The 26,802-nt window shown below is 55.8% G+C and carries 31 protein-coding genes; 11 read left to right on the top strand and 20 right to left on the bottom strand.

The genetic code is table 11. The annotated features are described in order from the left end of the window. The first annotated feature begins 40 nt into the window (after nucleotides 1–40). Nucleotides 41–163: a hypothetical protein gene (locus AC2FIS_RS02810; RefSeq protein ID WP_255414864.1), complete on the top strand. Its 123-nt coding sequence runs from the start codon at nucleotides 41–43 to the stop codon at nucleotides 161–163. A gap of 186 nt (nucleotides 164–349) precedes the next feature. Here AC2FIS_RS02810 and AC2FIS_RS02815 read toward each other — a convergent pair whose 3' ends face one another. Together AC2FIS_RS02815 and AC2FIS_RS02820 are read right to left on the bottom strand one after the other, a co-directional pair. After that, nucleotides 350–988: a MarC family protein gene (locus AC2FIS_RS02815; RefSeq protein ID WP_496771881.1), complete on the bottom strand. Its 639-nt coding sequence runs from the start codon at nucleotides 986–988 to the stop codon at nucleotides 350–352. Nucleotides 989–1,047: 59 nt separating this feature from the next. Then, the gene (locus AC2FIS_RS02820) at nucleotides 1,048–1,500 is read right to left on the bottom strand and encodes an iron-sulfur cluster assembly scaffold protein (protein WP_108858657.1); all 453 of its coding nucleotides are present in this window, start codon (nucleotides 1,498–1,500) and stop codon (nucleotides 1,048–1,050) included. A 48-nt stretch (nucleotides 1,501–1,548) separates the two neighbouring features. Here AC2FIS_RS02820 and hisI point away from each other — a divergent pair, with 48 nt between their 5' ends. Continuing rightward, entirely contained in the window at nucleotides 1,549–1,938 is a 390-nt protein-coding gene (hisI, locus tag AC2FIS_RS02825; protein WP_496771882.1) for a phosphoribosyl-AMP cyclohydrolase, read from the top strand. A 6-nt stretch (nucleotides 1,939–1,944) separates the two neighbouring features. Here hisI and gluQRS read toward each other — a convergent pair whose 3' ends face one another. From gluQRS to AC2FIS_RS02845, 4 genes are all read right to left on the bottom strand, one after another. Beyond that, the gene (gene gluQRS, locus AC2FIS_RS02830; RefSeq protein ID WP_496771883.1) at nucleotides 1,945–2,841 is read right to left on the bottom strand and encodes a tRNA glutamyl-Q(34) synthetase GluQRS; all 897 of its coding nucleotides are present in this window, start codon (nucleotides 2,839–2,841) and stop codon (nucleotides 1,945–1,947) included. Then, nucleotides 2,838–3,452 (bottom strand): class I SAM-dependent DNA methyltransferase, encoded by a 615-nt coding sequence (locus AC2FIS_RS02835; protein WP_496771884.1) that lies wholly within the window; start codon nucleotides 3,450–3,452, stop codon nucleotides 2,838–2,840. Before AC2FIS_RS02835 ends, gluQRS begins: the two co-directional genes overlap by 4 nt. Nucleotides 3,453–3,489: 37 nt before the next feature. Then, nucleotides 3,490–4,830, bottom strand: coding sequence for a methylenetetrahydrofolate--tRNA-(uracil(54)-C(5))-methyltransferase (FADH(2)-oxidizing) TrmFO (gene trmFO / locus AC2FIS_RS02840; RefSeq protein WP_058271586.1), 1,341 nt, complete (start codon nucleotides 4,828–4,830; stop codon nucleotides 3,490–3,492). 264 nt (nucleotides 4,831–5,094) lie between these two features. Further along, the gene (locus AC2FIS_RS02845) at nucleotides 5,095–5,880 is read right to left on the bottom strand and encodes an enoyl-CoA hydratase (RefSeq protein WP_282168336.1); all 786 of its coding nucleotides are present in this window, start codon (nucleotides 5,878–5,880) and stop codon (nucleotides 5,095–5,097) included. A 58-nt stretch (nucleotides 5,881–5,938) separates the two neighbouring features. Between AC2FIS_RS02845 and AC2FIS_RS02850 the strand changes: the two genes are divergently transcribed. Next, a complete protein-coding gene (locus AC2FIS_RS02850) occupies nucleotides 5,939–6,382 on the top strand; it encodes a PaaI family thioesterase (RefSeq protein WP_496771885.1) in 444 nt (147 codons plus the stop codon). A 58-nt stretch (nucleotides 6,383–6,440) separates the two neighbouring features. Here the strand turns inward: AC2FIS_RS02850 and AC2FIS_RS02855 are convergent, their stop codons facing one another. Then, nucleotides 6,441–6,668: a DUF1127 domain-containing protein gene (locus tag AC2FIS_RS02855; protein ID WP_058271589.1), complete on the bottom strand. Its 228-nt coding sequence runs from the start codon at nucleotides 6,666–6,668 to the stop codon at nucleotides 6,441–6,443. Between the two features lie 99 nt (nucleotides 6,669–6,767). Between AC2FIS_RS02855 and AC2FIS_RS02860 the strand changes: the two genes are divergently transcribed. Continuing rightward, nucleotides 6,768–8,171, top strand: a complete 1,404-nt coding sequence (locus tag AC2FIS_RS02860) for an aminotransferase-like domain-containing protein (RefSeq protein WP_496771886.1) — start codon at nucleotides 6,768–6,770, stop codon at nucleotides 8,169–8,171. A gap of 3 nt (nucleotides 8,172–8,174) precedes the next feature. On the opposite strand, the gene AC2FIS_RS02865 is transcribed toward AC2FIS_RS02860, so the two are convergent. Beyond that, a complete protein-coding gene (locus AC2FIS_RS02865) occupies nucleotides 8,175–8,537 on the bottom strand; it encodes a nuclear transport factor 2 family protein (protein WP_496771887.1) in 363 nt (120 codons plus the stop codon). 243 nt (nucleotides 8,538–8,780) lie between these two features. Here AC2FIS_RS02865 and rplM point away from each other — a divergent pair, with 243 nt between their 5' ends. Both rplM and rpsI read left to right on the top strand, forming a co-directional pair. Next, the gene (rplM, locus tag AC2FIS_RS02870; RefSeq protein ID WP_281994631.1) at nucleotides 8,781–9,239 is read left to right on the top strand and encodes a 50S ribosomal protein L13; all 459 of its coding nucleotides are present in this window, start codon (nucleotides 8,781–8,783) and stop codon (nucleotides 9,237–9,239) included. A gap of 5 nt (nucleotides 9,240–9,244) precedes the next feature. Further along, a complete protein-coding gene (gene rpsI / locus AC2FIS_RS02875) occupies nucleotides 9,245–9,730 on the top strand; it encodes a 30S ribosomal protein S9 (RefSeq protein ID WP_109311665.1) in 486 nt (161 codons plus the stop codon). A gap of 74 nt (nucleotides 9,731–9,804) precedes the next feature. Here the strand turns inward: rpsI and AC2FIS_RS02880 are convergent, their stop codons facing one another. From AC2FIS_RS02880 to AC2FIS_RS02925, 10 genes are all read right to left on the bottom strand, one after another. Beyond that, nucleotides 9,805–10,965 carry an ABC transporter substrate-binding protein gene (locus tag AC2FIS_RS02880; protein WP_496771888.1) on the bottom strand — a complete coding sequence of 387 codons (1,161 nt, stop codon included), beginning with the start codon at nucleotides 10,963–10,965 and terminating at the stop codon, nucleotides 9,805–9,807. 30 nt (nucleotides 10,966–10,995) lie between these two features. Beyond that, a complete protein-coding gene (locus AC2FIS_RS02885; RefSeq protein WP_496771889.1) occupies nucleotides 10,996–12,882 on the bottom strand; it encodes an AMP-dependent synthetase/ligase in 1,887 nt (628 codons plus the stop codon). A 5-nt stretch (nucleotides 12,883–12,887) separates the two neighbouring features. Next, nucleotides 12,888–13,661: an ABC transporter ATP-binding protein gene (locus AC2FIS_RS02890; RefSeq protein WP_496771890.1), complete on the bottom strand. Its 774-nt coding sequence runs from the start codon at nucleotides 13,659–13,661 to the stop codon at nucleotides 12,888–12,890. Further along, a complete protein-coding gene (locus AC2FIS_RS02895; RefSeq protein WP_496771891.1) occupies nucleotides 13,658–14,422 on the bottom strand; it encodes an ABC transporter ATP-binding protein in 765 nt (254 codons plus the stop codon). The genes AC2FIS_RS02890 and AC2FIS_RS02895 overlap by 4 nt, the downstream gene beginning before the upstream one ends. Continuing rightward, nucleotides 14,419–15,516 carry a branched-chain amino acid ABC transporter permease gene (locus AC2FIS_RS02900; RefSeq protein WP_496771892.1) on the bottom strand — a complete coding sequence of 366 codons (1,098 nt, stop codon included), beginning with the start codon at nucleotides 15,514–15,516 and terminating at the stop codon, nucleotides 14,419–14,421. Before AC2FIS_RS02900 ends, AC2FIS_RS02895 begins: the two co-directional genes overlap by 4 nt. Before the next feature lie 3 nt (nucleotides 15,517–15,519). Continuing rightward, nucleotides 15,520–16,395, bottom strand: a complete 876-nt coding sequence (locus AC2FIS_RS02905; RefSeq protein ID WP_058277918.1) for a branched-chain amino acid ABC transporter permease — start codon at nucleotides 16,393–16,395, stop codon at nucleotides 15,520–15,522. 75 nt (nucleotides 16,396–16,470) lie between these two features. Next, nucleotides 16,471–17,499, bottom strand: a complete 1,029-nt coding sequence (locus AC2FIS_RS02910) for an alcohol dehydrogenase catalytic domain-containing protein (protein WP_496771893.1) — start codon at nucleotides 17,497–17,499, stop codon at nucleotides 16,471–16,473. A gap of 183 nt (nucleotides 17,500–17,682) precedes the next feature. Then, a complete protein-coding gene (locus tag AC2FIS_RS02915; RefSeq protein WP_109311528.1) occupies nucleotides 17,683–18,177 on the bottom strand; it encodes a hypothetical protein in 495 nt (164 codons plus the stop codon). Between the two features lie 530 nt (nucleotides 18,178–18,707). Next, a complete protein-coding gene (locus AC2FIS_RS02920) occupies nucleotides 18,708–19,418 on the bottom strand; it encodes a globin domain-containing protein (protein ID WP_496771894.1) in 711 nt (236 codons plus the stop codon). Nucleotides 19,419–19,547: 129 nt separating this feature from the next. After that, complete coding sequence (locus AC2FIS_RS02925; protein ID WP_496771895.1) at nucleotides 19,548–20,642, bottom strand: NAD(P)/FAD-dependent oxidoreductase; 1,095 nt, start codon at nucleotides 20,640–20,642, stop codon at nucleotides 19,548–19,550. 74 nt (nucleotides 20,643–20,716) lie between these two features. Between AC2FIS_RS02925 and AC2FIS_RS02930 the strand changes: the two genes are divergently transcribed. Beyond that, entirely contained in the window at nucleotides 20,717–21,052 is a 336-nt protein-coding gene (locus AC2FIS_RS02930) for a winged helix-turn-helix transcriptional regulator (RefSeq protein WP_496771896.1), read from the top strand. Between the two features lie 93 nt (nucleotides 21,053–21,145). On the opposite strand, the gene AC2FIS_RS02935 is transcribed toward AC2FIS_RS02930, so the two are convergent. Beyond that, the gene (locus tag AC2FIS_RS02935; RefSeq protein WP_496771897.1) at nucleotides 21,146–21,322 is read right to left on the bottom strand and encodes a hypothetical protein; all 177 of its coding nucleotides are present in this window, start codon (nucleotides 21,320–21,322) and stop codon (nucleotides 21,146–21,148) included. Between the two features lie 285 nt (nucleotides 21,323–21,607). Continuing rightward, the gene (mepK, locus tag AC2FIS_RS02940; protein WP_113790634.1) at nucleotides 21,608–22,177 is read right to left on the bottom strand and encodes a peptidoglycan L,D-endopeptidase MepK; all 570 of its coding nucleotides are present in this window, start codon (nucleotides 22,175–22,177) and stop codon (nucleotides 21,608–21,610) included. Between the two features lie 354 nt (nucleotides 22,178–22,531). Here mepK and AC2FIS_RS02945 point away from each other — a divergent pair, with 354 nt between their 5' ends. From AC2FIS_RS02945 to AC2FIS_RS02960, 4 genes are read left to right on the top strand one after another with little or no spacing between them, the layout of a single operon-like run. After that, nucleotides 22,532–24,136 (top strand): L,D-transpeptidase family protein, encoded by a 1,605-nt coding sequence (locus AC2FIS_RS02945; protein WP_496771898.1) that lies wholly within the window; start codon nucleotides 22,532–22,534, stop codon nucleotides 24,134–24,136. A 36-nt stretch (nucleotides 24,137–24,172) separates the two neighbouring features. Continuing rightward, complete coding sequence (lpxD, locus tag AC2FIS_RS02950) at nucleotides 24,173–25,264, top strand: UDP-3-O-(3-hydroxymyristoyl)glucosamine N-acyltransferase (RefSeq protein WP_496771899.1); 1,092 nt, start codon at nucleotides 24,173–24,175, stop codon at nucleotides 25,262–25,264. Between the two features lie 32 nt (nucleotides 25,265–25,296). Continuing rightward, on the top strand, nucleotides 25,297–25,554 hold the full coding sequence (locus AC2FIS_RS02955) for an acyl carrier protein (protein ID WP_058271604.1): 258 nt from the start codon (nucleotides 25,297–25,299) through the stop codon (nucleotides 25,552–25,554). A 9-nt stretch (nucleotides 25,555–25,563) separates the two neighbouring features. Then, nucleotides 25,564–26,772 carry a beta-ketoacyl-[acyl-carrier-protein] synthase family protein gene (locus AC2FIS_RS02960; RefSeq protein ID WP_113790629.1) on the top strand — a complete coding sequence of 403 codons (1,209 nt, stop codon included), beginning with the start codon at nucleotides 25,564–25,566 and terminating at the stop codon, nucleotides 26,770–26,772. Nucleotides 26,773–26,802 lie beyond the last annotated feature (30 nt).

Here is a 26,802-nt window from a genome sequence, read left to right on the forward strand (position 1 = left end):
AAGGTCAACAAAGGATTAAAACCCGACCGGAGGTGAGACCATGCTGACCCAGATCAAGACCGCCATAAGCCGTTCGCATTCCACGCTATTGCAGGATGCGGCAGGTGCGGTGTCATTGGTGGTGATGCTGGTGGTTGCCCTTCACCTTCCCGGAGCGTTCTGACCCTTTCTGCCTGCGATCTCGTGCCGAAAACTCCGCGCTGTCGTCCCCATTTCTGTCAAGGGTGACCTGCCTGTCCAAATTCCCTTGTAAGGGCCATGCCTCGGCCCTGCGCGGAAATACGGATCCCACGCGAGACACGCATTGCCTACCGCCGCCCTTTCCGCCCGGAAGGAGCGGCGGTTTTTTTTACAACTGTCCGGTTTTGAAGATTTCGAGCATCGCCGACAGCACGGAATTCACTGCAACCGATGCCAGGATCATCCCCATGATGCGGCTGATAATGGCAGCACCGGAATGGCCAATCAGTCGTATGATCGGCTCGGCCAGCAGCATCAAAACAAAGGCGATGGCCACGACAGATAGCATAACCAACGCCGTGATGCCTTGATCCGCCACGCTGAACCGGTTGTTGTCAGTCAGGATAACCACGGCCAGCATCGCACCCGGCGACGCCAGTGAGGGCACTGCCAACGGAAAGATCGCGGGGTTGGCCTTGTGAAATTCGTCTTCCTGATCGTCTTCCGCTGCGCGTTGCTCGACCTCTTGTTTGCTTTCGCCAAAGATCATCGTTAGGGCGAACAGAAACAGGATGATCCCTCCGGCCACTTGGAATGAGTTCAGTCCGATATCCAGCGCCTCGATCAGCAGCTGTCCAAAGACAAGGAAGAACAGCAAAACCCCGGCACTTATTAACGCCGCCAACAGGGCTGTTTTGCGACGCGCCGCGGCCCCAAGCCCGGCTGTAACGGCGATAAATACGGGAATTGTTCCAATCGGATCAATAACGACCCACAGGGTAACAAAATGTTCCAGCAAACTATTCAAACCAAATTCTCCCCAAAACTATGGCGGAGGTTAGATGGGTTTGAATTGAATTACCATCTTCAGGCGCAGTTGGCCTGCTCAGCCTGTTCCATAGCTTCAGCGGTCGCATCCAACGCCAGCAGAATCGAAGCGTGCCGGTTCTTGTAATCACGCGCAGGCATGAGAACTTCCAGCCCGTCAAATGGTGCGTCCGGAGCAGGGCCGTCTTTCTTCAGCATAGCCGACAGCTGATCTCGCGCAGTTTCGATTTGCGCGCGCGTGGTTCCAATTACAGCGGATCCAACGACCGAGGCCGAGGCCTGCCCCAGGGCGCAGGCCTTAACGTCCTGACCAAAGTCGGACACGTGACCGTCCTCAACCTTGACGTCCACGGTCACGGTCGACCCGCACAATGGCGAGCGTTTCTTTACGGTCGCATCAGGGTTTTCCAGTCGTTCCAGATGCGGAATGTCCGCAGCCAGGGCCAGAATGCGCCCAGAATACAGCTTTATCAGGTCGTTCTCGCCAGACATGGCTTTCCCTCGTTGCGTGTTCCCCATACATAGTGGCCATCCACCGGGATGCAAAAGGTTTTTACAATGTCCGAGACCGTCACTTTCGATCCGTTGAGCCTGAAGTTTAACGACGCTGGTCTGATCCCGGCGATCGCACAAGATGAAGCCTCTGGCGAGGTGCTGATGATGGCGTGGATGAACGCAGAAGCGGTTGAAAAAACTCTTGAAACGCGCCGCGTGACGTATTGGTCGCGTTCACGCCAGTCGTTCTGGATCAAGGGCGAAACCTCAGGGCATGTTCAGGAACTGATCGATTTCCGCGTCGATTGTGATCGCGACTGCCTGCTGGTCCTGGTGCGACAGACCGGCGCGGCGTGTCATACGAACCGGCGCACCTGTTTCTACACCGCAGTGCGGGATGGTGAGGAGGTCGAGCTAATGCGGCCGATGGACTAGCGTCGTTCACAGCCCGACCATGGCCCGAACCTGTTCCGCGGTAACTCCATCACCACGATACTTGGCGATGGCGCGCGCGTCGTCGCGTTTGGCCAAGCGTTTGCCTGCATCATCTCGGATCAGTTTGTGATGGTGATAGACGGGTGTCGGCAAACCGAGCAAAGCCTGCAGCAGAACATGAATACGCGTCGCCTCGATCAGGTCCTGACCGCGCACGACATGAGTTACGCCTTGCGCTGCGTCATCCAGAACGACGGATAGATGGTAGGACGTTCCCATATCGCGCCGGGACAATACCACGTCTCCGATTGTGTCCCGCAACTCATCAGCAGTGAAAGTGACGGGGCCCGTTTCCCCTTCCGGTCCTGCGCCTGTTTCTTCGAAAATCGCCGCTTTTGCAAATGGTTGAGTGGCAGTCCTAAACAGATCTGGAACTACACGTGCAGCCATTTCAATGTCCAGTCGAAGGGGCAAATATTGTGGAATCGGCCCCGATCGCTCTGAAACATGCCTGCACGTGCCCGGATAAATGATCCCATCCGGCCCATGCAGAGGAACTCCTTCCTGCGGTGCTCCGGCGGCGGCGGCAATGTCCCGACGGTTGCAGGTGCACGGGTACAACAGACCTTGTGACCACAACGTTTTCAGCGCGTCTTCATAAGTTGACACACGAGACGATTGCCGCATCACGGGTTCTGGCCAGGTCAACCCGAGCCAAGTCAAATCGTCATAAATCTGCTCTTCCCAATTTGCCCGGCAGCGGGAGCGGTCGATATCTTCGATCCGCAACAAAAATTGACCGCCTTCAGCGGCGGCCATATCACTGGCAAGAAGTGCAGAATAGGCATGGCCAAGATGAAGCGGTCCTGTAGGAGATGGGGCAAATCTGGTAATGAATGTCACGTCTTCTCAACAACATATACGTCAGATTTAAGGTCCATCCCGGGAAGATGCGGCCCGTATTCCCGAAACAACAACCGCGCAGCGCCCATGTCCAGCCAATCGTTCAAACGGGTGGTGAAGGACGGGTCGTCAAGTGTGTGATCGTTGAAGGAAAAGGCCAGTAAGCCACCTTTGGGTAGCGCCTTCATCAACAGGTCGAACGTCTCTGGCGGTGCGGCGCCGGTTCCGATCACGCCAATCGCTGTGATTGCCTTATAGGCATCTTGCTCCAGTGGTTCCGGATTGGTGATCTCAAACGTCGTGAGGTTTCTATAAACCTCCTTGGCGGCTGCCCCTTCAAGCATCTTTGGCGTGGGATCCACACCATCGATTACCTGAAATCCCGTATCGTGCAGGGCTTTGCCGGACAGACCTGTGCCACAACCGTAATCCAGAACAGGCGTCTGCGGTTCGGGCATCTGGGACCAAAGCGCCTCGGCCACGCGGCCAGGCGTGGCGTAGCCATGTGACCCAACTTCGGCGTCGTATGACGAGGCCCATTTCTGATAGTGCGTACGGGTCGCCTCGGGCGTATCAAGCCCGTAGGCGTCTTTGAGGTATTTGTCGCTCATACCCGTATGTTAGGCCGGTAGGGTGCAATGCGTCCAGTCAGCAATGCGCCAGCCAGTCTGTCCATTCCGTCTTGGCCCGGTCGGTGTAAGCCTTGTACCGGTCCTTACGGCCCCGGCGACCACCTTTGAGGCCATCAACCGGGCGAAACAGACCAAAGTTGACGTTCATGGGTTGAAAGGTCTTGGCTTCGGCCCCGCCGGTGATGTGGTGTATCAACGCGCCCATGGCGCTGTCCTGCGGGATCTCAGGCAGGGAACGCCCCAGGATCTCGGCAGCAGCCAGCCGCCCAGCCAACAAGCCCATTGCAGCGCTTTCCACATACCCCTCGACTCCGGTGATCTGGCCGGCAAACCGAATATTCGGCTTTGATTTCAGCCGCATCTGCGCATCCAGCAATGTCGGAGAGTTGATGAACGTGTTGCGATGAATCCCGCCTAGGCGCGCGAAACTGGCATTCTCAAGACCGGGGATCATGCGGAATACGTCAGTTTGTGCACCATATTTCATTTTGGTCTGAAAGCCGACGATGTTGAACAACGTACCCAGTGCGTTGTCTCGGCGCAGTTGCACAACGGCATGAGGTTTGACGTCAGGCTGATGCGGATTGGTCAGGCCGACCGGTTTCATCGGACCGTGGCGCAGCGTCTCGCGGCCCCGTTCCGCCATAACCTCGATGGGTAGGCAGCCGTCAAAATACCCGGCAGTTTCACCTTCGTGAAATTCGGTTTTGTCAGCGGATAGCAGGGCGTCAATGAAGGCCTCGTATTGATCGCGGTCCATGGGACAGTTCAGGTAGGCCGTCCGCTCTTCTTCGGTTTCGCCCTTGTCATAACGTGACTGCATCCACGCCTGGCTCATATCGATGCTGTCGGCATAGACAATGGGCGCGATCGCGTCGAAGAACGCCAGAGCCTCAGCACCTGTCTGAGCCCTGATCGACTCGCCCAGCGACGAGGATGTCAGCGGACCCGTCGCAATGATCCAGTGGCCGTCGTCGGGCAGGGCGGTGACTTCTTCGCCCGTCACTTCAACCCGTGGATGGGCCTGCAGCTTGGCGGTCACTGCTTCGGCAAACGGATCACGATCCACGGCCAATGCGCCACCGGCGGGCAGGCGATGCGTATCGGCGGTGCCCATGATGATGCCGTTGGCTTCGCGCATTTCCCAATGCAGCAGACCGACGGCATTCTGTTCGTCGTCATCCGAGCGGAAGGAGTTCGAACACACCATCTCGGCCAGATTGCCGGTCTGGTGCGCAAAAGTGCCCACTTTGGGCCGCATTTCGTGGATTACAACGTCCACACCCATTTCCGCTGCTTGCCAGGCCGCCTCGGACCCTGCCATGCCGCCGCCAACTATATGCAATTTCTGTGTCATGAGGTGCCACATAGGGCACAGCATCGCGCAACGCAACACACGCAAGATTTCGCGTTGATTAGCTAGTAATTTAAGGAGGGTACTTGGGGTCGCCGCAGCGGGAATGTCAGCGCCGGTGAGAGAAACCAGCTTGGAGGGACCTTCCGCCTACAGCGACCCAAAAGCGTATTTGGGCCTAAGCCATGTCTCAGCTTTGCCACAGTGTGGCCCTTTTGAAAAGGACTAAATTGCGAACAGTCGCGAAAATTACCTTAAATAATCTCGTTATTGTTCCCAATTTGGCGGTCTTTTTTCGATAAATGCAGATATTCCTTCTTCGGTATCCCGATGCATCATATTCTGCGCCATTACCTCTCCGGTATAGGCGTAGGCCTGTTCGATCGGCATATCCAATTGCTTGTAATAGGCCTGTTTGCCCACTTTGACCGCTGATCCAAGCTTGTCCGCCAGTTGTTCGGCCAGCGCCATCGTTTCATGTTCCAACAACATTTCGGGTACTGCACGATTGACCAGGCCCAGCTCTGTCGCGCGTTCTGCGGAGATGAACGCGCCTGTCGTCAACATCTCAAATGCCTGTTTCCGGGGGATATTCCGGCTGAGGGCCACCATTGGGGTCGAGCAAAACAACCCGATATTGACCCCGTTTACACCAAAGCGCGTGCCTTCGGCTGCAATCGCAAGATCACAAGTGGCCACCAGTTGGCAGCCGGCGGCCGTGGCGATGCCGTGGACTTGCGCGATCACGGGTTGGGGTAGGGATTGAATTGACAGCATCATCTTGGCACACTGCGCAAACAGGTCTTGGAAATAGGCTTTTCCCCCGTCCTCGCTCTGACGTCCGGCAGTCATCTGTTTCAGATCGTGACCTGCGCAAAACGCTTTACCTTCGCCGGACAGGATTACGGCGCGAATGCTCGAGTCGTTGCTTAAGGCGTCGAATTCAGCCTGAAGTGCGGCCAGCATCTCCTCGCTCAGGGCATTCAGGCGCTCTGGTGCGTTCATTTTCAACCGGGCAACACCATTCATGTCGTTACGTTCCAGAATTCCCATCTTGCTCTCCGATCTGATGTCGGGCCAACTCTAGGACGGCAATTCGAGGAGGGGAAGTATGTCGTTGGTTTTGAACCGCGAACAACTGTCAGATTATCTGGTCGAGGTTTTTCCACAGGTCGAGAAGGATTTTGTCATCGACAGCCTGGATGAAAACTCAATCACCATGCGGCTAAAGGTTGGGGACAGACATCTGCGTCCAGGGGGGACGGTTTCAGGCCCGTCGATGTTCGGTCTGGCCGATGTCAGCGTCTATGCAATGATCCTTGCATTGAAAGGACGTCAGTCGCTGGCTGTAACGACAGGGTGTTCGATGGATTTCATGCGAAAACCTGACGGAACCAATGACATGATCGCGCGGTGCAGCTTGCTGAAATTGGGCAAGACGCTTGCGGTGGGCGATGTACTGATGTTCTCGGAAGGCTCTGTCAAACCCGTGGCGCGGGCAACGATGACCTATTCATTGCCACCTGCAGGGTCTGCAGCAGCGGCGTTTGGATGAAAAAGGGCCGGGTATGAAACCCGGCCTAGGAAAAGGTCCCGATAGGGACTGGGGATATTTAATACTGCCAAAAATAGCGTTTGATCTCGCGGTCGGCCGCGGGGCGGGTCAGGCCGACATCTTTAAGCATGCGATCATCCAGCTTTGACAGGTTAATTCTGCTGCGGCGCTGTCGTTCCCACTGTGTGACAGTCGCCGCAAACCGCACGGCCAGCGCGGCGATCATCGGCAGCCGAGGGCTATCGTTCAGCAGCATGAGGGCGGGGTTGTGCATATGGCGTGTCATCTTGGGTATCCTTTCAAATTGTATTGACACAAAGTACTAATGTTCGGTACATGTGTGTGATACATTCGGGATTGTGTCAAAAGCAAAGGAAGAATTGTAATGGATACAATTTGGCCAGAGGCGTTACCAAAATCCAAAGGTCCCAAGTACACACTGGTCGCCGACACAATACGAAAAGCGATTGAGAACAAAGCGCTGGAGGTAGGATCCAAGCTGCCTCCGGTCCGAGAACTTGCGTATCGGTTACAAATCACGCCTGGCACGGTTGCCCGGGCATATACGATTCTAACGGAGGAAGGCTTGCTACAAGCCGAGGTCGGGCGTGGTACATTTGTCGCCCCTCCGAAATCACCTTTGCTGGACGATGTGTGGGCAAGACAACTCCACCTGCGCGACGACAAGTACAACGCCGATGTCAGCCTGTTCAGCCCCAGATTACCGGATGTGGGGCAGGTGGCATTGATCAGGGAATGTCTTAAGAAAGTGTCCCAAGCCGATCCGCGTTTGCTGATGAATTACCCGACGCGCGATGCGTACCAACCCATGCGGCAGGCGGTCGTTGAATGGCTCTCAGATCTGCCGCTTGGCGCAGTGACCCATGATGATGTGGTTCTGACGCATGGTGGGCAAAATGGTCTTTGCCTTGTGTTTCAGACGATCCTGCGCGGCCCCAAGCCGGTCGTTCTGGTTGAGGATCTGTCATATGCCGGTTTCCGTCGGGCAGGTGAGTTGATGCGGGCCGAGGTTGTCGGCGTGAAGATGGACAAGTGGGGCATTGACCCTCAGGCCATGGATCACATTTTGCGTCAGACCCAGGCGCAAGCGGTTTGCGTCTCGCCCGAGGTGCAAAACCCAACCGGTACACATACGCCGCTGGAACGTCGAAAAGAGGTTGTGGAAATCGCCCGCCGCCATGATTTGCAGATCATTGAAGACGATTGCTATCGAATGGGGGACGCGCGCGAGCCCAGTTATCGCGCCTTGGCACCTGAACGGGGGTGGCATGTCTCGTCGATCTCAAAGATCCTGACGCCAGCCTTGCGCGTCGGGTTCGCCATCGCCCCGCGCGAACGCAGCGTCGAACTTCGGCGCTCAGCCGAATACGGCTATTTCGGTTTGGCACAACCGCTTGCAGAGCTGACCCGGCTGTTGCTGTCTGATCCACGGACACGGCAGATCGCCAGGGACGTCCGCGCCCGGATGGGCGATTATGTCCGGGTGACGGTCAACGCATTAGGCGGTTTTGATCTGAACTGGGCGCCGGATGTTCCGTTTGTTTGGCTGAACTTACCGTCGGGTTGGCGTGCCGCGGCATTCAGCCGAGCAGCCGAGCGGGAAGGTATTCAACTTAGATCCGCAGACGAGTTCGCGCTGCGGGACGGGCGTGCCCCCAACGCCGTACGCATTGCGATGAATGGGCACGTTTCATTGGAGCGGTTCGAGGCCGCGATGCAGCGCCTGCGTGCACTTCTGGATAATCCGCCGGAACAGATCAGCGTCTAAGCCCTAGCTCAATGGGGCGGGGTCGCCAAAGAACCCGGCCAGATGTGAAATTTTGCCTTGTTCATCCAATCGCACGAAATCGTGGCCAGTCACCATTACGGTGTCGTCGGGTCCAACCATATGCCAGGTAAAGTGGACGACATCGTGATGATTGTTAGGGGTGCTGGTCAGCTCAACCCGCCCACCAGAGCTTTGGAGGACTTCCCCGATATGATCGCACAGGTTTGACCGTCCGTTCACTTCTGCCGTCGGGTCTACATAGACGCCATCCGTGGCGAAACACTTGGTTAATAGGTCAAGGCGTTGACCTTGGTCCGCCTGTTGCCAGGCCGCCCCGTAATCGGCGATGGTTTGCTGCCAATCCATTCTCTGGCCACTCCCTTTTTTGATCGCTGGTCTACGACAGTATATCTGGGCGGGGATATTTGCGGAAATTGATGGCGATTTCATGGGGTAAAATAATACCGATTTCATAATATGCTGTAATTGCTAGATTATTTTTGATTTCATGTTCTTGACGCGCCACAAGGGTACATCTAAATACGCAACATCGAATTCGGGCCGCTCCGCATGTGAGCGGTCTTTCACATCAAACAGGACTATCCTGCCATGAAAACCTTTTCTGCAACACCTGCAGACATCGACAAGAAATGGATCCTGATCGACGCCGAGGGCGTTGTTCTGGGTCGTCTTGCTTCGATCGTCGCCATGCGTCTGCGTGGCAAGCACAAAGCGTCGTTCACCCCGAACATGGACATGGGCGACAATGTCATCGTGATTAACGCTGACAAAATCCAGATGACCGGCAAGAAGCGCGAAGAAAACTTCTACTGGCACACTGGCCACCCGGGCGGCATCAAGTCGCGCACCAAGCAGCAGATTCTTGAAGGCAAGCACCCCGAGCGTGTTGTGACCCAAGCGGTCAAGCGCATGCTGCCGGGCAACCGCCTGTCGCGTCAGGTTATGACCAACCTGCGCGTCTATGCCGGTGCCGAGCATCCCCATGAGGCGCAAGCGCCCGAAGTTCTGGATGTTGCATCCATGAACAAGAAAAACACCCGGAGCTAATGACCATGGCTGATCAGATCAATACTCTCGAAGAGCTGAGCGCCGTCGCAGGCGTTGAGGTTGTGGCCGAAGAAGTCATCGTGCGTGAACCCGTACGTGACGAACTGGGTCGCTCTTATGCCACCGGCAAGCGTAAAGACGCTGTTGCCCGCGTTTGGATCAAGCCGGGTTCCGGCAAGGTCACCGTGAACGGTAAAGACCAGGACGTGTATTTCGCACGCCCCGTTCTGCAGCTGATCCTGCGCCAGCCGTTCCAGGTTGCTGGCGTTGAAGGTGAGTTCGACGTTGTTGCAACCGTCAAAGGCGGTGGCCTGACCGGTCAGGCCGGTGCGGTCAAGCACGGCATCTCGAAAGCGCTGCAGCTGTACGATCCGTCCCTGCGTGGCGCGCTGAAAGCCGCTGGCTTCCTGACCCGCGACAGCCGTGTTGTTGAACGTAAGAAATACGGTAAGCGCAAAGCGCGTCGTTCGTTCCAGTTCTCGAAGCGTTAATTCGCCACCGAGTACACAAAATCAAAAGGGCTCGCATGTGCGAGCCCTTTTTCGTTTGAGATGCGTGTTGGGCGTTATTCTTCGTACACCATCTTCCAGGCACCGCTTTCCACAACATTCACATAGACCGAGTCGGCCCCCTGGTGATCATCAGGCCCAAAAGTCATGTGGTTGCCCACCAGTTCATCCTGATAATCCAGCGTTTCCATCGCGGCAATAAAGCTTTCATGCGTCAGATCGGGGCCGGCAGCCTCAAGCGCTTTGACCATCGTTTCGGCCGCAGAATATCCCAGCATGGCAAACCCGACAGGATCTTCACCGGTTGCCGTCCGGTATTCGTCGATGAACGCGGCAGGAGCAGAATCTTCGGCGCGGGACCACAGATCTTGCCAAGATGCGGCGGCGTAAAACCCGTCTGTCACTCCGCCCGGCACCTGCGCAACGACGGTCAGGAAGCTGGCCGAGGTGCCAAGGAATTTCATATCCGTCAGGCCCATCTTTTTGGCCGTGCCGACAACGGTAATTGCCTGACGCACACCCAAAGCGATTGTGACGATATCGCATCCCTCTTCCTTGAGCTTGCTCAGCGAGCCCACGAAATCCGTTTCATCGGGTTTGTGCGTGGTCTCGGCGACGAAAGCGATCCCGGCTTCTTCGGCACCGGCCTTGGTACCTTCGACGATTTCGGCACCAAAATCGGTTGGCAAGTACATCGAACATACAGACTGCCCGCCGAACTCGCCCGCCAGATACTTCACGCCAACACGGCTTTGGTCAAAGTAGGTCGAAAAGGCCGTGAACTTGTTGTCCATCGGTTCCTGCAGCATTTGCCGTGCGGCGGACAGTGGGGCGACATTAGGAATACCTTTTGGATCCAACAACTTGAACCCCGCGACATTCATCGGCGTTCCCAGCGACTGTAGCATCGCGAACACCTTGTCGCGGTTCAGCAGCTTGTTATAGCCCTGCATCGCACGCGGCATCTGATATCCGTTGTCCTCGACCACATAGCGGATCGTGCGCCCATGCACGCCGCCATTGGCGTTCACGCGATCGAACACCACATTCGCACCTTTGGTGGCCGGAACACCGACGGCCGCGAAGATACCGCTCAGATCGTTGACCGAACCGATGACGATCTCATCATCCGTGACACCCTGTGTCTGTGCATTGGCAAGGGTCGCCGAAGCCGTCAAGGCGGTGGCCGCCGCCAGCCGCATGATCACATTCTTCATCTTTCTCCTCCCTTTGGGTTATCTCTTTTTTTAATTGTACATGTCTTCAATAAGATGGCCGTGTTTCTTTTCGACAAAACTGCGTTTCAGCTTCATTGTTGCGGTCAGTTCATCGTCATCTGCGGTCAGAAGTACATCAATCAGGCGAAAGTCCTTGATCTGTTCGACCCGCGCGAAATCCTTGTTCACGGCATCGATTTCCGCCTGAATCTGATCTTTGACTTCGGATGCGGCACATAAGGACGCAAAATTCGAGAATGGAACCTTCCGGTCTTGTGCAAATTTCTCAACGTTTTCCTGATCAATCATGATTAGCGCGGTCAGATACTTACGCTTGTCGCCGATGATCACCGCATCCGCGATATAGTGGCTGAATTTCATTCGGCTTTCGATCTCGGCAGGGGTGATATTCTTGCCACCGGCAGTGATGATGATGTCTTTCATGCGTCCCGAAATAGTGACGTAGCCGTCGTCATCAATATGCCCCAGATCGCCGGTTCGCAGCCAGCCATCGGCGGTGAACGTCTCGGCAGTCTTGGCATTATTGCGCCAATATCCCTGAAAGATATTAAGGCCTTTCAGCTGAATTTCACCGTCTTCGGAAATGCGGATGTCGTTGCCTGGAACAGCGCGTCCGATGGTTCCGACCTTATTGCTTTCAATGGTGTTTAGCGTCGCGAGACCCGAGGTTTCGGTCATCCCGAACCCCTCGACCAACGGCACGCCAATGGCCCAGTACCATTTCAGCAGATCGGTCGAAATCGGGGCCGCGCCAGAACCGCCGCGCCGCATTTTGTCCATACCCAGCATGCGACGCAGGTTGCGCAGAACCAGCCGGTCCCACAGCCAGAATTGCGCGGCGACGCCGACTGGGACGGGTTTGCCGGATAGAATGTACTCGGCCCGCGCAAGCCCTGCCTTCAGGGCCATGCCAAAGGCTGCGCGACCCGTGGGCGTTGCATCCTGCGTCATGATCTGAACGTAGGAATAGATCTTTTCCCAAACTCGCGGAACGGCCGTAAAGGTCGAGGGTGAGATCTCTTGCAGGTTCGCAAACACCGTCTCGGGGCTTTCGGCAAAATTGACGACGCATTTGGCGGCAAGCGGGAAATAGATGGATACGTCACGCTCTAGAATATGGCACAGCGGTAGAAAGCATAGCTGTTCGTCCGTCTCTAAGGCAGGCAACGCATGTGCCCCACATTCTATTGCCGCAAGGATGTTCTCATGGCTCAGCATCGCGCCCTTCGGCATTCCCGTGGTGCCCGAGGTGTAGATCAGAAGTGCTGTATCCTGTGGCGACGCCAGCGAGATTTCGGCCTCGAAACGATCGGGTTCTTCAGCTTCGGCTTGTTGGCCCAACGTATACAGCCCGTCGATCATCATGCAGCGCGCGTGATCCAGATCGTGCAGCCCCTCATCGTCAAGAATGATGACATTCAGCAGCCCGGGAACCTCGTCTTCGACCTGCAGAAATTTGTCCAACTGCTCTTCATTCTCGACGATCAGAAAGCGGCTGTCGCTGTCATTAATCAGATATTTCAGCTGGTTGGCCGAGTCGGTGGTGTAGACACCAGACGCGATGCCACCAACGGCCTGAATGCCCATATCGAACCAAGCCCATTCCTTGCGGTCCTCTGACAGGATCGACACAACCTCGCCGCGCTGCAACCCCAGTTTGCGTAGGGCAAGACCGATCCATTTGGCGTGCTGCCAATAGTCAACCCAGGAATACGACCTCCAGATGCCAAGGTCTTTTTCGCGGTGCGCCGTACGATCGCCAAGCTCAGCGCAGCGTTTCCGAAATAGCTCGCAGATTGTCGTGCACTCATCGACACAGACCGGGCGCTGGCCGGGGTTTGCGTTCAGGCGAACGCCGTTGACTGTGATCTGAGGGGGCAGGGTGCTGATGTTCAACGGTCTCACCTCCACGTCTTTTTCCGCTTCCAACGGCGGTTTTCCCGCGCGCCTTCTTCCTGTACGCCCAGATAGAAATTCTGGATGTCCTCGGATTGCATCAGAACATCCGCTGCGCCGTCCATGACGATGCGTCCGACCTCCATTACATAGCCATGGTGGGCCAGTTCCAGGGCGGCGTTGGCGTTCTGCTCGACCAGCATCATGGTCATGCTCTGTTCGTCATTCAGTCGCTTGAGGATGCCGAAGATTTCCTGAACCAGCAGCGGCGACAGACCAAGCGACGGTTCATCCAACAGCATGATCTTTGGGCTGGCCATCAACCCACGGCCAATCGCCAACATCTGCTGCTGTCCGCCGGACAAGGTTCCTGCCTCTTGATTGCGACGTTCCTTGAGGATCGGAAAGTATGAGAACACCAGATCCCGATCGTGATCGATCTGACCCTTGTCCTTCAGGGTATAGGCCCCGAGGCTGAGGTTTTCGTCGACCGTCAGCAGTGGAAACACTTCACGCCCTTCGGGCACGTGAACGATGCCTTTCTGCACGACCTTGTGTGGCTCGGACCCCTGAATTTCGACGCCTTCAAACGTGATCTTGCCCTTTTCCGGATCCATCACGCCAGAAACGGTTTTCATCAGCGTGGTCTTGCCCGAGCCATTGGCGCCAAGGATCGAGACAATTTGGCCCGGATGAACATCCAGAGAAACGCCGCGGATCGCCATGATCGGACCATAGAAACTTTCGATGTTTCGGATTGTCAGGATCGGCTCGCTCATGAGTCTTTCCCCAAATAGGCCTCGACCACCGCCGGGTGCGACTGAACCTCAGCTGGTGTTCCCAGCGCCAGTTTTGCGCCGTCCGCCATTGCCAGAACGCGATCCGAGACGCCGGAAACCAGCCCCATATCATGCTCGACCATCAGAACCGTGATCCCCATTTGCCGCCGGATGTCGTCGATCCACCAGCGCATGTCGGTTGTTTCTTCAACCGAAAGCCCGGATGCAGGTTCATCCAGCAACAGCAGCTTGGGATCGGTGGCCAGTGCGCGCGCCACCTCGACCACTTTGCGCACGCCGTAGGGCAAGCCCGAGATCATTTTGTCGCGGAACGCCTGCAGGTCGAGGAAGTCGATAATCTCTTCGACCTTTTCGCGGTTCTCCAGTTCCTGTCGTCGTGCGGAGGGCAGAAACAACACCTCGGACAGCATGTTGGTTTTGCGGTGACGGTGTCGTCCGACAAGCAGGTTCTGCAGGACGGTCGCGTGTTCGAACAGTTCAATGTTCTGAAAGGTCCGCGCCACACCATATGCGGCGACGCCGGACGGTTTGGCCTTAAGCAAGTCGTGACCGTTATACCGGATCGACCCGGCATAAGGGTCGTAGAAACGCGAAATCAGATTGAAGACCGTGGATTTTCCTGCTCCATTTGGTCCAACGATGGCGAAAACCTCGCCTTCCTCGACCTCAAAGGACAGATCGTTGACCGCCGTCAGCCCACCGAATTTCAGGGTGACGTTTTCGAACTCAAGCAAGCTCATCTCAGGCGCTCCGTCTTGAGGTAGGATTTCTGACGCTTGAACATGTCCTTGCGATAGAAGGGAAACAGCTCGAACCACGTCCGGATTTTCAGCCAGCGCCCGTACAGGCCCATCGGCTCAAACAGGATGAAGGCGATCAGGATCATACCGAAGATACCGAATTCCAATCCCGGGATGGCGACGGTATTGCCACCAAACACTGCGCCCACATACTCCTTTGATATCGACAGGAACTGGGGCAGAAATCCGATCACAATGGCACCAAGGAATGCGCCATGGATGGATCCCAGACCACCGATCACGATCATCATCAGCAGCTGGATTGAGATCAGGACGCTGAACGTCTCATTGTTGAATGCGCCCGAGAACATACCCATCAACGCGCCTGCCCATCCGCTGACAGCGCAGGACAGTGCGAACGAGATCATCTTGGTCCGTGCAATGTCCACGCCCATGGCCTGTGCCGACACTTCAGAATCCCGAACAGCGATAAAGCTGCGCCCCAAGGGCGCGCGCAACAAGTTGATGTAGCCAAGTGTGACCAACACCGCCACGCTTAGGACTAGCCAAAAAAATTGAACCGGAGTACCCCAGCGGTCGACCAGAAACCCGAATATTTCGACACCGCCCAGATATTTCCCAGCGACGCCCCCCGTTATCGGTTCGGCCAGAACTATGACGTCATCCATCAGGATGGACAGGGCCATTGTGAAGATCGCGAGATATATCCCGTGCAGTCGCAGGGCAGGGATGGCAACCGTCACTCCGGCCAATCCGGTCAGAATACCAGCCAAGGGAAAGGCAATCAGGAACGGCACGCCAGCTTCAAGAAGAATGACGTTGGCGTAGCAACCAAAGGCCAAAAACGCGGCATGACCCAGACTGACTTGCCCTGTGTGACCCGTCAGGATCATCAACCCCAGGCCCGCGATGGCCCAGATCAGCACGTTTGTCAGCTCACCCAGGTAGAAGTCGTCCAGCCACGACGGAGCGGTTGCGACAACCGCCAGCAAGATTAGGTACAGGCAAAGCTGATATGCGTCCTTCCAGGGTCGGATATCCTGCATGTAGTTGGTTTTGAACACAATCCGCATGGCTTAGACCTTCTTCACCCGAACTTGACTGAACAGCCCATTCGGGCGAAAGATCAGCACCGCCAGCAGCAGCGCATAAGGCGCGATCTGACTGTACCCTGCCGCGATGTAGCGGCTGGCAAAGGGCTCGATCACACCAACGATCAGCCCGCCAGCCAATGCCCCCGGAAGGCTGCCAAAACCACCGATTACGGCTGCGGCGAAGGCCTTGATGCCGAGCAAACCGGTGGTCGGATCGACAGACCCCTTGGCCGCGAACAAGATGCCTGCAATCCCCGCGACAACGCCCGCCAGAGCCCAGATAAAGCCCTGCACACGCTTTACGGGTATTCCCATGTAATATGCCGCCAACTGGTTCTGCGACGCGCCTTGCATCGCGAGGCCCAGCTTGGTCCGACTGAAGAAAACATACAGCCCCCAGGTCAACAGGATGGTAACGACGATGACGGCGACGTCCTCCATCCCCAGCACCAGCCCGCCAAAGCGGACCTCTTTGCCGGCCAACGGGTTTTGAAGCGTCTGCGGCTCGTGCCCCCAGATCAATCCGGCTGCGAACCGGATTACGAAACCCAAAGCGATGGTCAGGATAACAACTGCCGTTTGGCTTTCTCCGAACAAACGCCGGATAATCAGGCGATCAAGCAAGTAGCCCAAGGCCCCCATGATTCCCAGTGAAATCGGCAAGGCCATCCAGAAAGGCAGCCCCATATACTCCGTATTCGTAAGCCCGATCGTCACGAAGGCGCCCAACATCATGAAGTCGCCCTGCGCGAAATTCACCGCCTCGGTGGCCTTGTAAATCAGCACAAAGCCAAGCGCGATCAGGCCGTAGACACAGCCATTCGCCAGCCCGCTGATCAGCAGCTGCGCGTTATCCAAGTTTGTCCTCCCATGCCGGTTGGCCCGGCGTTCCTTACGCCCCAGACATCCTCCTTCGTCCGGGGCTTTGTTCTACTATGGCGTGATAATCACCTTCCCGTCACTCTTTTTCAGAGCATTCGCCAGATTTGCCACCATATCACGCAAGCCAAGCCGTTCAGAAACATCCGTTTTCCAGCGTCCGTCAGCAAACCGGGCCTGTACCTCACCAACGACTCTCATCTGGTCCGCCGGAGGCGTTGACGTCATCCACTTGGTCAACCAGAACCCCTCGATCCGCTTGCCCATAAAGATCAACTGACCGGTCTGTGTCAGCTTTGGCAATTCGGGGCTGAGCTTGCCGTAGATGACCCACCGCGCACCGTTGGGCATCGAACAGAAAATCTGCTCGGACATCTGATCCGTCACGGCATCCAGAAAGACACGTGGTTTCAGTTCCATGCTGAGCGCTGCGAATTTCTGCATCATGTCCGGGTCGGACGTGACCAAGACCTCATGAGCGCCAAGTTCCTTCAAGGATTCCACTGCCTCGGCCCGACGCACGATTGCGATTGGTTTCAGTCCCAAATCGCGACCCAATGAGCACATGAGTTTGCCCAACTGGCTGGTGGCCGCCGAAACGACAAAGGCATCGCCCGCACCCCGCGCGATATCCACCATGGCCATCGCAGTCATGGGATTGATGACCTGGGCGGAACCATCTTCGTCCGAGATTTCGGGTCGCAGTGGGATACACATCAACGCCTGCGTCACGATATACTCCGCCCACGCACCGGAACCAGCCGCCACAAAGGCAACCCGTTGACCCTGCAACGCTTCGGCACCGGTGCCGGTGGCCACCACGTCACCACAGCCTTCGAACCCGGCGGGCGTGCCTTTGACACGCGGCTGTCCGTATTCTCCTTTGATAAAGTGGAGGTCGGATGGATTCACCGACGCCGTCCGTAATTTGATCAGCACCTGACCGGGGCCGGGTTCGGGCACGGGAAGCTCGGCCTCGGCCAGCCAATCGGCGGCATCCTCGATAAACGGACCGGTGGCCGATCCGGAATAGCCGTCATGGGTTTGAATGACGGCGAACATGTTTGGGGGCAGGGTAGTCATTATGTCTCCTATCTCCTGTGCGGACACAGCACAGAACGGGTCTGTTGCAAGTGGTGTTGCGTTGGATTTAGGGGCAGCCAATCAAACGGGTGCTGGGACGTCAATCAGAGTTGCGTCTGACGTAACGGGAATGCGCGCCCGGTAAAGAAAAAGGGCCGCTCAAAATAGAACGGCCCCCAGAAATTATTGTTGTCCAGTCAAAAGCGTGCGCAGCTCTTCGATCTTCTGAGCAATCAACTGAGGGGATGCCTTGATTTCATCCAGGATACCCAAAGCTTTTGTTTTCAGGTCCTGTGACAACTGGCTATCCTGAACCGAAGCTACCATGGCGTCATAGTCAAAATTCTGGACGGAAAGCGTACCTTCTTCGATCCAGGAATTCAGCAAGTCTTGCCCTTGATTGGCTAGGGACGCGACCTGATCTCCGGCCTGGTCGGCCAGATCGGTGGCCGCTTGTCCGGCTTGTTCGGCCGCTTCGGTGGCTTGGTCAGCAATGGAAGATGCGGCTTCGCTCGCCTGTTCGGTGGCGGCATCTACGGCATCATTTACGGCCGCGCCAGCGTCCTGGGCTGCCGATTGCAGGCTTTCGGCGGGCGTGGGTTCGGGTTGGTTGAGGTAATAGTAAGCTCCGGCGCCAAGTCCGGCGACGATAACAGCTAATATGAGAGTGCGCGACATGGGGTTCTCCTTGAAATATGTGTCGCTTAGATGAGGGTAAATTATCGGTGATCAAAGGGGAATTCCCAGAAATTCATTTCAATTCGGGGGTTTGAGCCAGCCTGCGCCGATTTGATGGAACCAGGTGGCAATAACACGCCGTCATGAGGACAGCATGACCCATGAGCTTGATTACTTGCCTAAAACCGAGGTGGATTTGAACCCTTAAGTGCTGAGGTCAGACGGGCAACAATGCGTCTGAGCAAGTAACTACACCTCGAAAGAGTTACTGAACCTTAGAGAACCACATTGCCTTCCTATGGGCGATCATCGACAATAAATTGCAGCACTTTTTTGGAGCACCAGCGATAAACTGGGGAAAAGGTCACACCAAACGATCTTGCGAGTATGAAACCCAGAAACGGAAGGACACTATTCACGATCAACCCGAACCTTTCGCAGAAGGTGCGCATGGCGACGATCAGGTTGGTGCACATTGTGGGTGTGAGGAAGCCGTTTTTTCGAGTTGTTCAAAGCAATAGGCCGGGTCTTCACATCATCAACGCCTTGCTGACCAGCGCTTGCTTGTTCGGGTATCGCGAGACGTCTACGCCACGTGCGATCAAAGCATCGCTGAGTTCCTTCTCACTTAAGCCCTCTATCGCTTCGGTTGTCATTTTCATGAGGTTGATCCGACGTTTGAACGGACCGTTCGTTTCACCAAAGATGTGGCGATCCTGAAACCTGAATTCATCGGCATATTTGGTCATGATGTAGGCCAGGAAAGTGTTGATGCTGGTCCGTACACGCGGATCAGCGGCCATCAGATCCAAGGATGAATCAAGCGTTTCACGCATGAGGGCGACCCATCGCTCCGCCCCTTTGTCATTCATCAGCGCCATCGCATTGTGCGTGTGATGAAAACTTAACCTGAATTCCGCGCCGTGATAATACGGACCACCACCCATGACATCGATCCACATCGACGCCTGTGTCGCTACGTGATGGCTTAGCCCGCCAACCCGTTCAAAGACAGATGTAAACCAGGGCTCATCCGCAAAGACCCGTTCGTAGAACCTGCGTACGATGTCGACAATGTGGTCCTGTCCGAGGACCGAGTAGAGTTGCCAAAATTGGATGGGCTTCGTGATGTCTCCGGGTGCGGTCAGCGAGACCACCTCTGGCATCCGATGCGCGTCAGGTGGCAGTACTCCGTTTTCGATCGCCGATTTGATATAGGTGTTCTGTATTTTCTCGCTCATGTAGCCGTGGCGCGTTGGGTATTTGGGGTGGTCAACACAGGTCATTGGATGAGCTCCTTGAGGCGTCTTGTCGGTTGCTTCATGGGAATTGTGCCTACAGGTCAGCAATGTGCTGGGGCAGGTCAGCTGCTATCGCGAAAGGCCAAATGCTTTGCGGTACTTTGGGATAAAGAGCTCTTTTCCCTTCATCTTGCGGGTGATCCAGTCACCAACAGTCGCAAAGAGCCAACTGTTGCCAACCTTTGGCCCCAGTGGAACGAGGATCGGTGCTTTCTTCCAAGGCGCATAGGGCTTTTGATCTTCGACCGATTGTCCCTTCAACACCTGTTTCAATGTCCTGATCAACCAAGGGTTCTGCCTTGAGATCGCGACAATCGTCATACCGTCACCGATTTCGGCGATGTCGCCCGCGATGAAGACATTCGAAAAATCTGACGGGCGCATCCACTTGTCGGTTTTGACCCGGCCGGATGGTACAGCGTTCACCCCAGGCAAAGTCTGGATCAAGGCCGTATTTGGCTGTGATCCGACGACCGGAAACACCAGATCAGCGGTGACAACCCAGCCATCGGTCAGTTTCACTGATCCCGCGTAGGGCATATCCATGCGCTGTAGATCCTCAACTCTTTGACCAAGCACGACAGATACCCCGGCGCGTTCAAGTTTGCGTTTGATCTGGTTGCCAAACTTAGCGGGATACATCGGGAAAAGGGTATCGTCCGACGAAATTAAAGTGATGTCCTTGTCCGGTCGTGCCGCAGCAATTTCACCCGCCAGTTCTGTGCCAACGGCACCAGCCCCGACGATTGCCACTGATTTCGCGCCTGCCAATTGCGCGCTGACGTCCGCGCTGGCCTGGCGAAAATCATCAATGCTGTCGCCCGATGGTTTGAACGGTGCTGCATAGGACGAACCTGTAGCCACGACGATAAAATCCGCCGGATAGACGTTGCCATCTTCCAGGATTACTTCGGTTTGAGACACCGATACAGCGCGGCCACGCACGACCCGCCCAGTCTTTAGCAGGCGATCATACGGCAGGACGATCTGATCCAGCAAAGCAGGGTCCAAAAGCGCCCGGATTGTCGCCGGCGGCTGCACAAAAGCTTCGCGCTGCTCGATCAATGTGACATCGGCATGCGGTTCCAATTCTTTAGCAACCTCAAAGCCGACATATCCGCCACCAACAATCACTACCTTCTTCTTGGTCATCCCGATCCTCATTGCATTTTTGTGTTCCGGGCATTAGTTAGAAATACATGATCAAAACGACAAGTACGGTCATTTAGGATACTGTCATGACACCTCTCGAATCGAAAGAGAATTGCTTTATCGAGCCGTTGATCGAAGCGATTTCGGGTAAGTGGAAACTTTTGATTGTCTATTGGCTGGCGCAGGAAACCTCGCGGTTCAATCAGCTTCAGCGAAACCTTGGCAGCATAACGCACCGGACACTGACCCGCCAGCTAAGCGAGCTGCAAGAAGCGGGCTTTGTGTCACGCAAGGACTTTAAAACTATCCCGCCCCATGTGGAATACAGCCTGACGCCTTTAGGGCAAAGCCTGATACCTCTGCTGCAGGCCATGCATGACTGGGCGGCGAGCAACGCGGATCTGCTACGCGATCCGAAATGATGGCACTGCAGTAAGCCGAGCCACAATAGCAGGCGTACTGGTGCCAGCGCAATGAATGAAGCGGCGCGTGCACCCCGATACCAGACGGGGGACTTATACCAGAACCAAAAGCAGATAGGCGGCAAGGGCCACTACAATGGAGAACAGAACCACGGGTGGTGGTTTATCAGTATCCTTGAGTTCTTGCTGAAACGAACCGGCGTAGTACGCCAGATAAAGCGCGGCAACCAGCAGGAACAAAGCTATTACTTTTGCGACAATCGAAATCATTAATCTTTCCTCTAAAGTTGCAATATGACTCCTTTCGCGTAAAAAATCTCTTTATAAAATCGCGATATTTTTCATCATGTTATGTACATGTTGGGTAGATACGAGTGCTGGCTCACCAATGAATGATGTTTCCAAGTTCGTGAGAATACCTTTTGGGCCGCCAATTCCGGACTTGTAAGCGCAGCAATTGGCGATCCCGTATCCGGGCAAAACATGCGAGTTGGGAGTCCAAAAAACAAAGAGCGCCCAAGGGCGCTCGTCGTTTAGAAACAGTTTGGGTGTCTTTTAGCCGCCCCAGCTTCGAACCTCGCCGCAATCCATATGGACGAAGTTCGAGCGGTGATACTTGCCAACACCGCCAGCGCGGCAGGACATGGCTGCTTTGGCCATTTGGGACACGGAACGGGACGACAGGCGCAAGTCAGCAGCCTGGCCTTTCATGTGCAGCGAGTTCTTGGCCACACGGCGCGAACGAGACCGCAGCATTGCATTGGTTTGGGGGGAGCGGTAGCCGGACAAAAGAGTGTAGGGCTCATTCACGTCCAGAAGATTATGAGAGGCTGCCATGATGTCGATGGTGCGCAGATCCATGGATTTGGCCTGGTCAGTGCGCCAGTCGCGCATGAAGTGATTCACTTCCTTGACGGCGTCCTTGATGTATTTGCCGTCGACCCAATAGATCATATCAAGCCGTTCGCCCGTGCGGCCCGAATACATACGGATACGACGGATATCGCCGCCACCGCGCAAAAAACCTGCTGCATTGGAATAAGTCGGTGCTGCTACAACTGCTGTTGCAGCGAATGCGCCCAATAGGGCACGCCGGGTCAAGCCCGATGTACTGCTCGTGGTCATTTCATTTCGTCCCGTACTGTTCCTGCCTGCACACGATGTTACGCGCGCGATCTTAATTTTTTCCCATCCCAGATGCGGGATTTATGACACAGTACGAAAAGCCAGCCAAGAAATCTTTCACATTCACCTTTTCAAGGGGGAATTTTCGGCGACTTTTTGCGCAGGTGATGCAAATCGGTATAGTATTGAGGCAATTAGGCGTTGGCGCAACGCAGCCGATGCAAACGCGCATCAGGCTCGGATGGATGCTTTGGATTGATGTATTTGTGAATGGACAAAACGTCCAGCTGAAAACCATATTCGTTCGGAACGCGCCTCAGAACGCGCAAAGTATTGAATAATCAAGGTCATCCCATGCGAGCACTTTATCGGTTGCCTAAAAGTCTTATCTTCGCCGCTTGCATTACGGCGTCAGCCTCTGTGGCAAGTGCCCAGTCTGCACCCGGAACGGCATTTCAAATGGCTGTGGCCGAGTTTGCGCCTGCAGGTTCAGGTCTGGCAGAGTTTTATCGCGCCAACGCGTTTGCACCAATCTGGGTCGGCGACACGCCTGAGCATGAAGCGCGCAGGGCACGGTTGATCAAGGCGTTATCTTCCACAAACCTGCATGGCCTGCCGGAAGGGGCCTATGACGTACAGTCGATCGTATCAAAAATGCAGGACGCCAGATCGCTGCGGGATTTGGGTTCGGTTGAAGTCGAACTGAGCAAGGCGTTTGTCAGCTACGCAAGTGATCTGTTTTCGGGCGCATTGCGTCCTGCGCAGATTGACGACGGGCTAGTCCGCAAAGTGTCGCGTCGGTCGGCCAATGACCATTTGCAGGGCCTGCTTACTGCGGCGGGTGACGCGTATTTCGATCTGCTTGCACCGCAATCCACTCAATACCGCGCATTGATGAAGCAGAAGATCGCGCTTGAGGCATTGGTCAACCAAGGCGGTTGGGGTGCTGGCGTGCCTGTGGATAAACTGGAATATGGAGACACCGGACCTAATGTAATTAAGCTGCGTAACCGTCTGATTACAATGGGGTATCTCAGCCCAACTGCAAGCCCCGAATTCGATGAAGCAATGCTGGCTGCTGTCAAAGATTTCCAGCAGGCGCATGGCCTGGCCACCGATGGTGTCGCCGGTGAGGGCACGATCACCGAACTTAACCGCACCGCGTCCGAGCGTTTGAAGGCCGTTTATGTTGCACTAGAACGCGAACGCTGGTTGCCGCGTGAACGGGGTGAGCGGCACATTCTGGTCAACCAGGCCGACTTTTCGGCCAAGATCGTGGACGATGGTCGCGTTACCTTTGAGACCCGCGCCGTGATTGGCAAGAACGTGCATGACCGTCGCAGCCCGGAGTTCTCGGACGAGATGGAGCATATGGTCATCAACCCCAGTTGGTATGTGCCGCGCTCGATCATCACCAAGGAATATCTGCCAAAACTGCAGTCAAATCCAAACGCCGTAGGCCACATCCAGATCACGGATCGCAGCGGTCGTCTGGTTAATCGGGGCGCGGTTGATTTCACCCAGTTCAACACCAGAAACTTCCCGTTTGCCATGCGTCAACCTCCCAGCAAAAGCAACGCACTGGGGTTAGTGAAGTTCATGTTCCCCAATAAGTACAACATCTATCTGCATGATACGCCACAGAAATCTCTGTTTGCACGTGAGACGCGGGCGTTCTCGCACGGATGTATCCGTTTGGCGCAACCTTTTGAGTTTGCCTATGCGCTTTTGGCCAAACAGGAAGAGGACCCAAAGGCGTTTTTCCACCGGGTATTGGCGTCCGGCAAGGAAACGACCGTCCCGCTGGAACAGCATGTTCCGGTTCATCTGATCTATCGCACCGCCTATATCGGTCCGAAAGGTGAGGTTCAGTATCGCCGCGATGTCTATGACCGGGACCGGAAAATCTGGGACGCTCTGCAGAAAGCAGGGGTAGCCCTGCCGGACGTTCAGGGGTAATCACCGGGGGCAGGTCCTTAATTCGGGAAGCCCGTCATGCAGTACACTATTCAGCAAATCGCCGAAGCCTTGGGCGCGGACTGTCAGGGTGATCTTGGCCTTGTCATAGAGCGCGCCGCAGAACCGGTCGATGCCGGGCCGTCTGATCTGGCAATGGCGATGTCGCCGAAATACGCGGACGCGATTAGCACGGGTGCCGCCCGCGCCGCCGTCTTGTGGGAAGGCGCGGATTGGCAGGCTTTGGGGCTGGAGGCCGCTATTTTTGTGCCACGTCCACGGATGGCGATGGCAGGTATCACGGCAATGCTGGATCGCGGGCAAGGAGTTCAGCCGGGCATTCACCCGTCGGCCGTAATCGACCCAACGGCGGAGATAGGCGAGGGTGCCTCGATCGGTCCATTGGCAGTTGTTGGTGCCGGTGCGCGTATCGGTAGAAATGCGGTCATCGGTCCACATTGCGTGATCGGTTTGGATGCCGTTCTGGGCGACGACACGTTTCTGCGCGAGATGGTGAGCATCGGTGCCCGCGCTCAAATCGGTAACCGTTTCATTGCCCAACCCGGCGCTAGAATAGGCAGTGACGGTTTCAGCTTTGTGACGCCCGAGGTATCAGGCGTGGAAAACGCCCGCAAATCCATGGGCGATCAGGGTGAAGCCCGGGCGCAAAGCTGGCTCCGCATTCATTCTTTGGGTGCCGTCGAGATTGGCGATGATGTCGAAGTTGGTGCGAATTGCACCGTAGACAATGGGACCATCAGGAACACACGCATCGGCGATGGCTCAAAGCTCGATAACCAGGTTCATATCGGGCACAACACACGTGTTGGGCAGGATTGCTTGCTATGCGGGCAATCCGGTGTTTCCGGGTCAGTCGACATTGGAAATAACGTTGTTTTGGGCGGACAGACCGGCGTGTCGGACAATATCTTTATCGGCGATGGTGTGATTGCGGGCGGGGGCACAAAAATCCTGTCCAACGTTCCCAAAGGGCGTGTGGTTATGGGGTATCCGGCCATCAAAATGGAAACGCATACAGACATTTACAAAGCACAGCGCCGGCTGCCGAGATTGGCACGTGACGTTGAGGCGCTAAAAAAGGCTGTTTCCAAACAGCCTCCGAGCGATTAAATCAACCACAACATGATAAATAGAGGATCGAAATGAGCATCAGCGACCGCGTCATCGCAATCATTGCAGAGCAGGCCGTGCTGGAGCCGTCGGATGTGACACCCGAAAGCACGCTCGAAGATCTGGGTATCGACAGCCTTGGACTGGTCGAGAGCATATTCGCCATCGAGGAAGAGTTCGATATCTCAATTCCGTTCAATGCCAACGAACCGAGCGCCAGCGACTTTGACATCTCGAACGTCGCGGCCATCATCACCGGCATCCAAAAGCTGGTGTCGGAAAAGGTCTGACATAATCCTATGAAACGCGTCGTTATCACCGGGGCCGGTACAATCAATTCACTGGGCCATTCGGTGCCGGATACGTTAGAGGCCATGCGCGAAGGGCGCTGCGGTATCTCTGCGCTTGAATTTCGCGATGTTGAAAGGCTGGCCATTCAGATCGGCGGTCAGGTCCGTGGGTTCGAGGCCGAAGGGCGGTTTAACCGCCAGCAAATGACCCTGTATGACCGGTTCACCCAATTCACGCTGACGGCTGCGAAAGAGGCGATTGATCAGTCCGGGATCGAATTTCACGGAGATCTTGCCGCCCGTTCGGGTGTGGTTCTCGGCACGGCTGGTGGCGGTGTTTCTACATGGGATGACAATTACCGCTCTGTTTATGAGGACGGCAAAAACCGGGTGCACCCGTTTGTCGTGCCAAAACTGATGAACAACGCGGCGGCCAGTCACGTTTCGATGGAGCATAACCTTAAGGGCCCCAGCTTTACGGTGTCGACGGCCTGTGCCTCGTCCAACCACGCAATGGCGCTGGCATTCCAGATGGTACGCAGCGGTGCTGCTCCGGCGATGCTGACCGGTGGGTCGGAGTCGATGTTGTGTTTTGGTGGCGTCAAAGCCTGGGAAGGGCTGCGCGTCATGTCCAAGGACGCCTGTCGCCCGTTCAGCGCGAATCGCAATGGCATGGTGCAGGGCGAAGGCGCAGGTGTCTTCGTGTTCGAAGAATACGAGCACGCCCGCGCCCGTGGGGCTGATATCCTGTGTGAGGTCGTGGGTTTTGCGATGTCGTCAGATGCGTCGGACATTGTCATGCCCAGCAAACAGGGCGCCGCACGCGCTATGTCGGGCGCGCTTGCGGATGCAGGGTTAAGCGCGGACAGCGTCGGATATATCAACGCACATGGGACCGGAACCGCGGCCAATGACAAGACAGAATGCGCGGCCGTGGCCGGTGTCTTTGGTCCTCATGCGGACGAGCTGATGATTTCTTCGACCAAGTCGATGCACGGCCATCTTATCGGTGGCACCGGCGCGGTCGAACTGCTGGCCTGTATCATGGCACTGCGGGATGGCGTGATCGCTCCGACCATCGGCTATGAAGAGCCGGACCCCGAATGCGCGCTGGATGTTGTGCCAAACGAAGCCCGCGAGGCGAAAGTGGACGTAGCACTGAGCAACGCCTTTGCTTTTGGCGGGCTGAATGCCGTTATTGCCCTGAAACGTATTTAACTTCTGATATCAAACAAAGAAGCCGCCGGT

The sequence above is a fragment of the Ruegeria sp. CDSB113 genome (assembly GCF_059611045.1).

What these genes read in the sequence shown, in the direction of transcription:
- AC2FIS_RS02810 (WP_255414864.1), top strand. Translation starts at nt 41, where the DNA reads ATGCTGACCCAGATCAAGACCGCCATAAGCCGTTCGCATTCCACGCTA.
- AC2FIS_RS02820 (WP_108858657.1), bottom strand. Translation starts at nt 1,500, where the DNA reads ATGTCTGGCGAGAACGACCTGATAAAGCTGTATTCTGGGCGCATTCTG.
- hisI (WP_496771882.1), top strand. Translation starts at nt 1,549, where the DNA reads ATGCAAAAGGTTTTTACAATGTCCGAGACCGTCACTTTCGATCCGTTG.
- AC2FIS_RS02835 (WP_496771884.1), bottom strand. Translation starts at nt 3,452, where the DNA reads ATGAGCGACAAATACCTCAAAGACGCCTACGGGCTTGATACGCCCGAG.
- trmFO (WP_058271586.1), bottom strand. Translation starts at nt 4,830, where the DNA reads ATGACACAGAAATTGCATATAGTTGGCGGCGGCATGGCAGGGTCCGAG.
- AC2FIS_RS02845 (WP_282168336.1), bottom strand. Translation starts at nt 5,880, where the DNA reads ATGGGAATTCTGGAACGTAACGACATGAATGGTGTTGCCCGGTTGAAA.
- AC2FIS_RS02850 (WP_496771885.1), top strand. Translation starts at nt 5,939, where the DNA reads ATGTCGTTGGTTTTGAACCGCGAACAACTGTCAGATTATCTGGTCGAG.
- AC2FIS_RS02855 (WP_058271589.1), bottom strand. Translation starts at nt 6,668, where the DNA reads ATGACACGCCATATGCACAACCCCGCCCTCATGCTGCTGAACGATAGC.
- AC2FIS_RS02860 (WP_496771886.1), top strand. Translation starts at nt 6,768, where the DNA reads ATGGATACAATTTGGCCAGAGGCGTTACCAAAATCCAAAGGTCCCAAG.
- AC2FIS_RS02865 (WP_496771887.1), bottom strand. Translation starts at nt 8,537, where the DNA reads ATGGATTGGCAGCAAACCATCGCCGATTACGGGGCGGCCTGGCAACAG.
- rplM (WP_281994631.1), top strand. Translation starts at nt 8,781, where the DNA reads ATGAAAACCTTTTCTGCAACACCTGCAGACATCGACAAGAAATGGATC.
- rpsI (WP_109311665.1), top strand. Translation starts at nt 9,245, where the DNA reads ATGGCTGATCAGATCAATACTCTCGAAGAGCTGAGCGCCGTCGCAGGC.
- AC2FIS_RS02880 (WP_496771888.1), bottom strand. Translation starts at nt 10,965, where the DNA reads ATGAAGAATGTGATCATGCGGCTGGCGGCGGCCACCGCCTTGACGGCT.
- AC2FIS_RS02890 (WP_496771890.1), bottom strand. Translation starts at nt 13,661, where the DNA reads ATGAGCGAGCCGATCCTGACAATCCGAAACATCGAAAGTTTCTATGGT.
- AC2FIS_RS02895 (WP_496771891.1), bottom strand. Translation starts at nt 14,422, where the DNA reads ATGAGCTTGCTTGAGTTCGAAAACGTCACCCTGAAATTCGGTGGGCTG.
- AC2FIS_RS02900 (WP_496771892.1), bottom strand. Translation starts at nt 15,516, where the DNA reads ATGCGGATTGTGTTCAAAACCAACTACATGCAGGATATCCGACCCTGG.
- AC2FIS_RS02910 (WP_496771893.1), bottom strand. Translation starts at nt 17,499, where the DNA reads ATGACTACCCTGCCCCCAAACATGTTCGCCGTCATTCAAACCCATGAC.
- AC2FIS_RS02915 (WP_109311528.1), bottom strand. Translation starts at nt 18,177, where the DNA reads ATGTCGCGCACTCTCATATTAGCTGTTATCGTCGCCGGACTTGGCGCC.
- AC2FIS_RS02920 (WP_496771894.1), bottom strand. Translation starts at nt 19,418, where the DNA reads ATGAGCGAGAAAATACAGAACACCTATATCAAATCGGCGATCGAAAAC.
- AC2FIS_RS02925 (WP_496771895.1), bottom strand. Translation starts at nt 20,642, where the DNA reads ATGAGGATCGGGATGACCAAGAAGAAGGTAGTGATTGTTGGTGGCGGA.
- AC2FIS_RS02930 (WP_496771896.1), top strand. Translation starts at nt 20,717, where the DNA reads ATGACACCTCTCGAATCGAAAGAGAATTGCTTTATCGAGCCGTTGATC.
- AC2FIS_RS02935 (WP_496771897.1), bottom strand. Translation starts at nt 21,322, where the DNA reads ATGATTTCGATTGTCGCAAAAGTAATAGCTTTGTTCCTGCTGGTTGCC.
- mepK (WP_113790634.1), bottom strand. Translation starts at nt 22,177, where the DNA reads ATGACCACGAGCAGTACATCGGGCTTGACCCGGCGTGCCCTATTGGGC.
- AC2FIS_RS02945 (WP_496771898.1), top strand. Translation starts at nt 22,532, where the DNA reads ATGCGAGCACTTTATCGGTTGCCTAAAAGTCTTATCTTCGCCGCTTGC.
- lpxD (WP_496771899.1), top strand. Translation starts at nt 24,173, where the DNA reads ATGCAGTACACTATTCAGCAAATCGCCGAAGCCTTGGGCGCGGACTGT.
- AC2FIS_RS02955 (WP_058271604.1), top strand. Translation starts at nt 25,297, where the DNA reads ATGAGCATCAGCGACCGCGTCATCGCAATCATTGCAGAGCAGGCCGTG.
- AC2FIS_RS02960 (WP_113790629.1), top strand. Translation starts at nt 25,564, where the DNA reads ATGAAACGCGTCGTTATCACCGGGGCCGGTACAATCAATTCACTGGGC.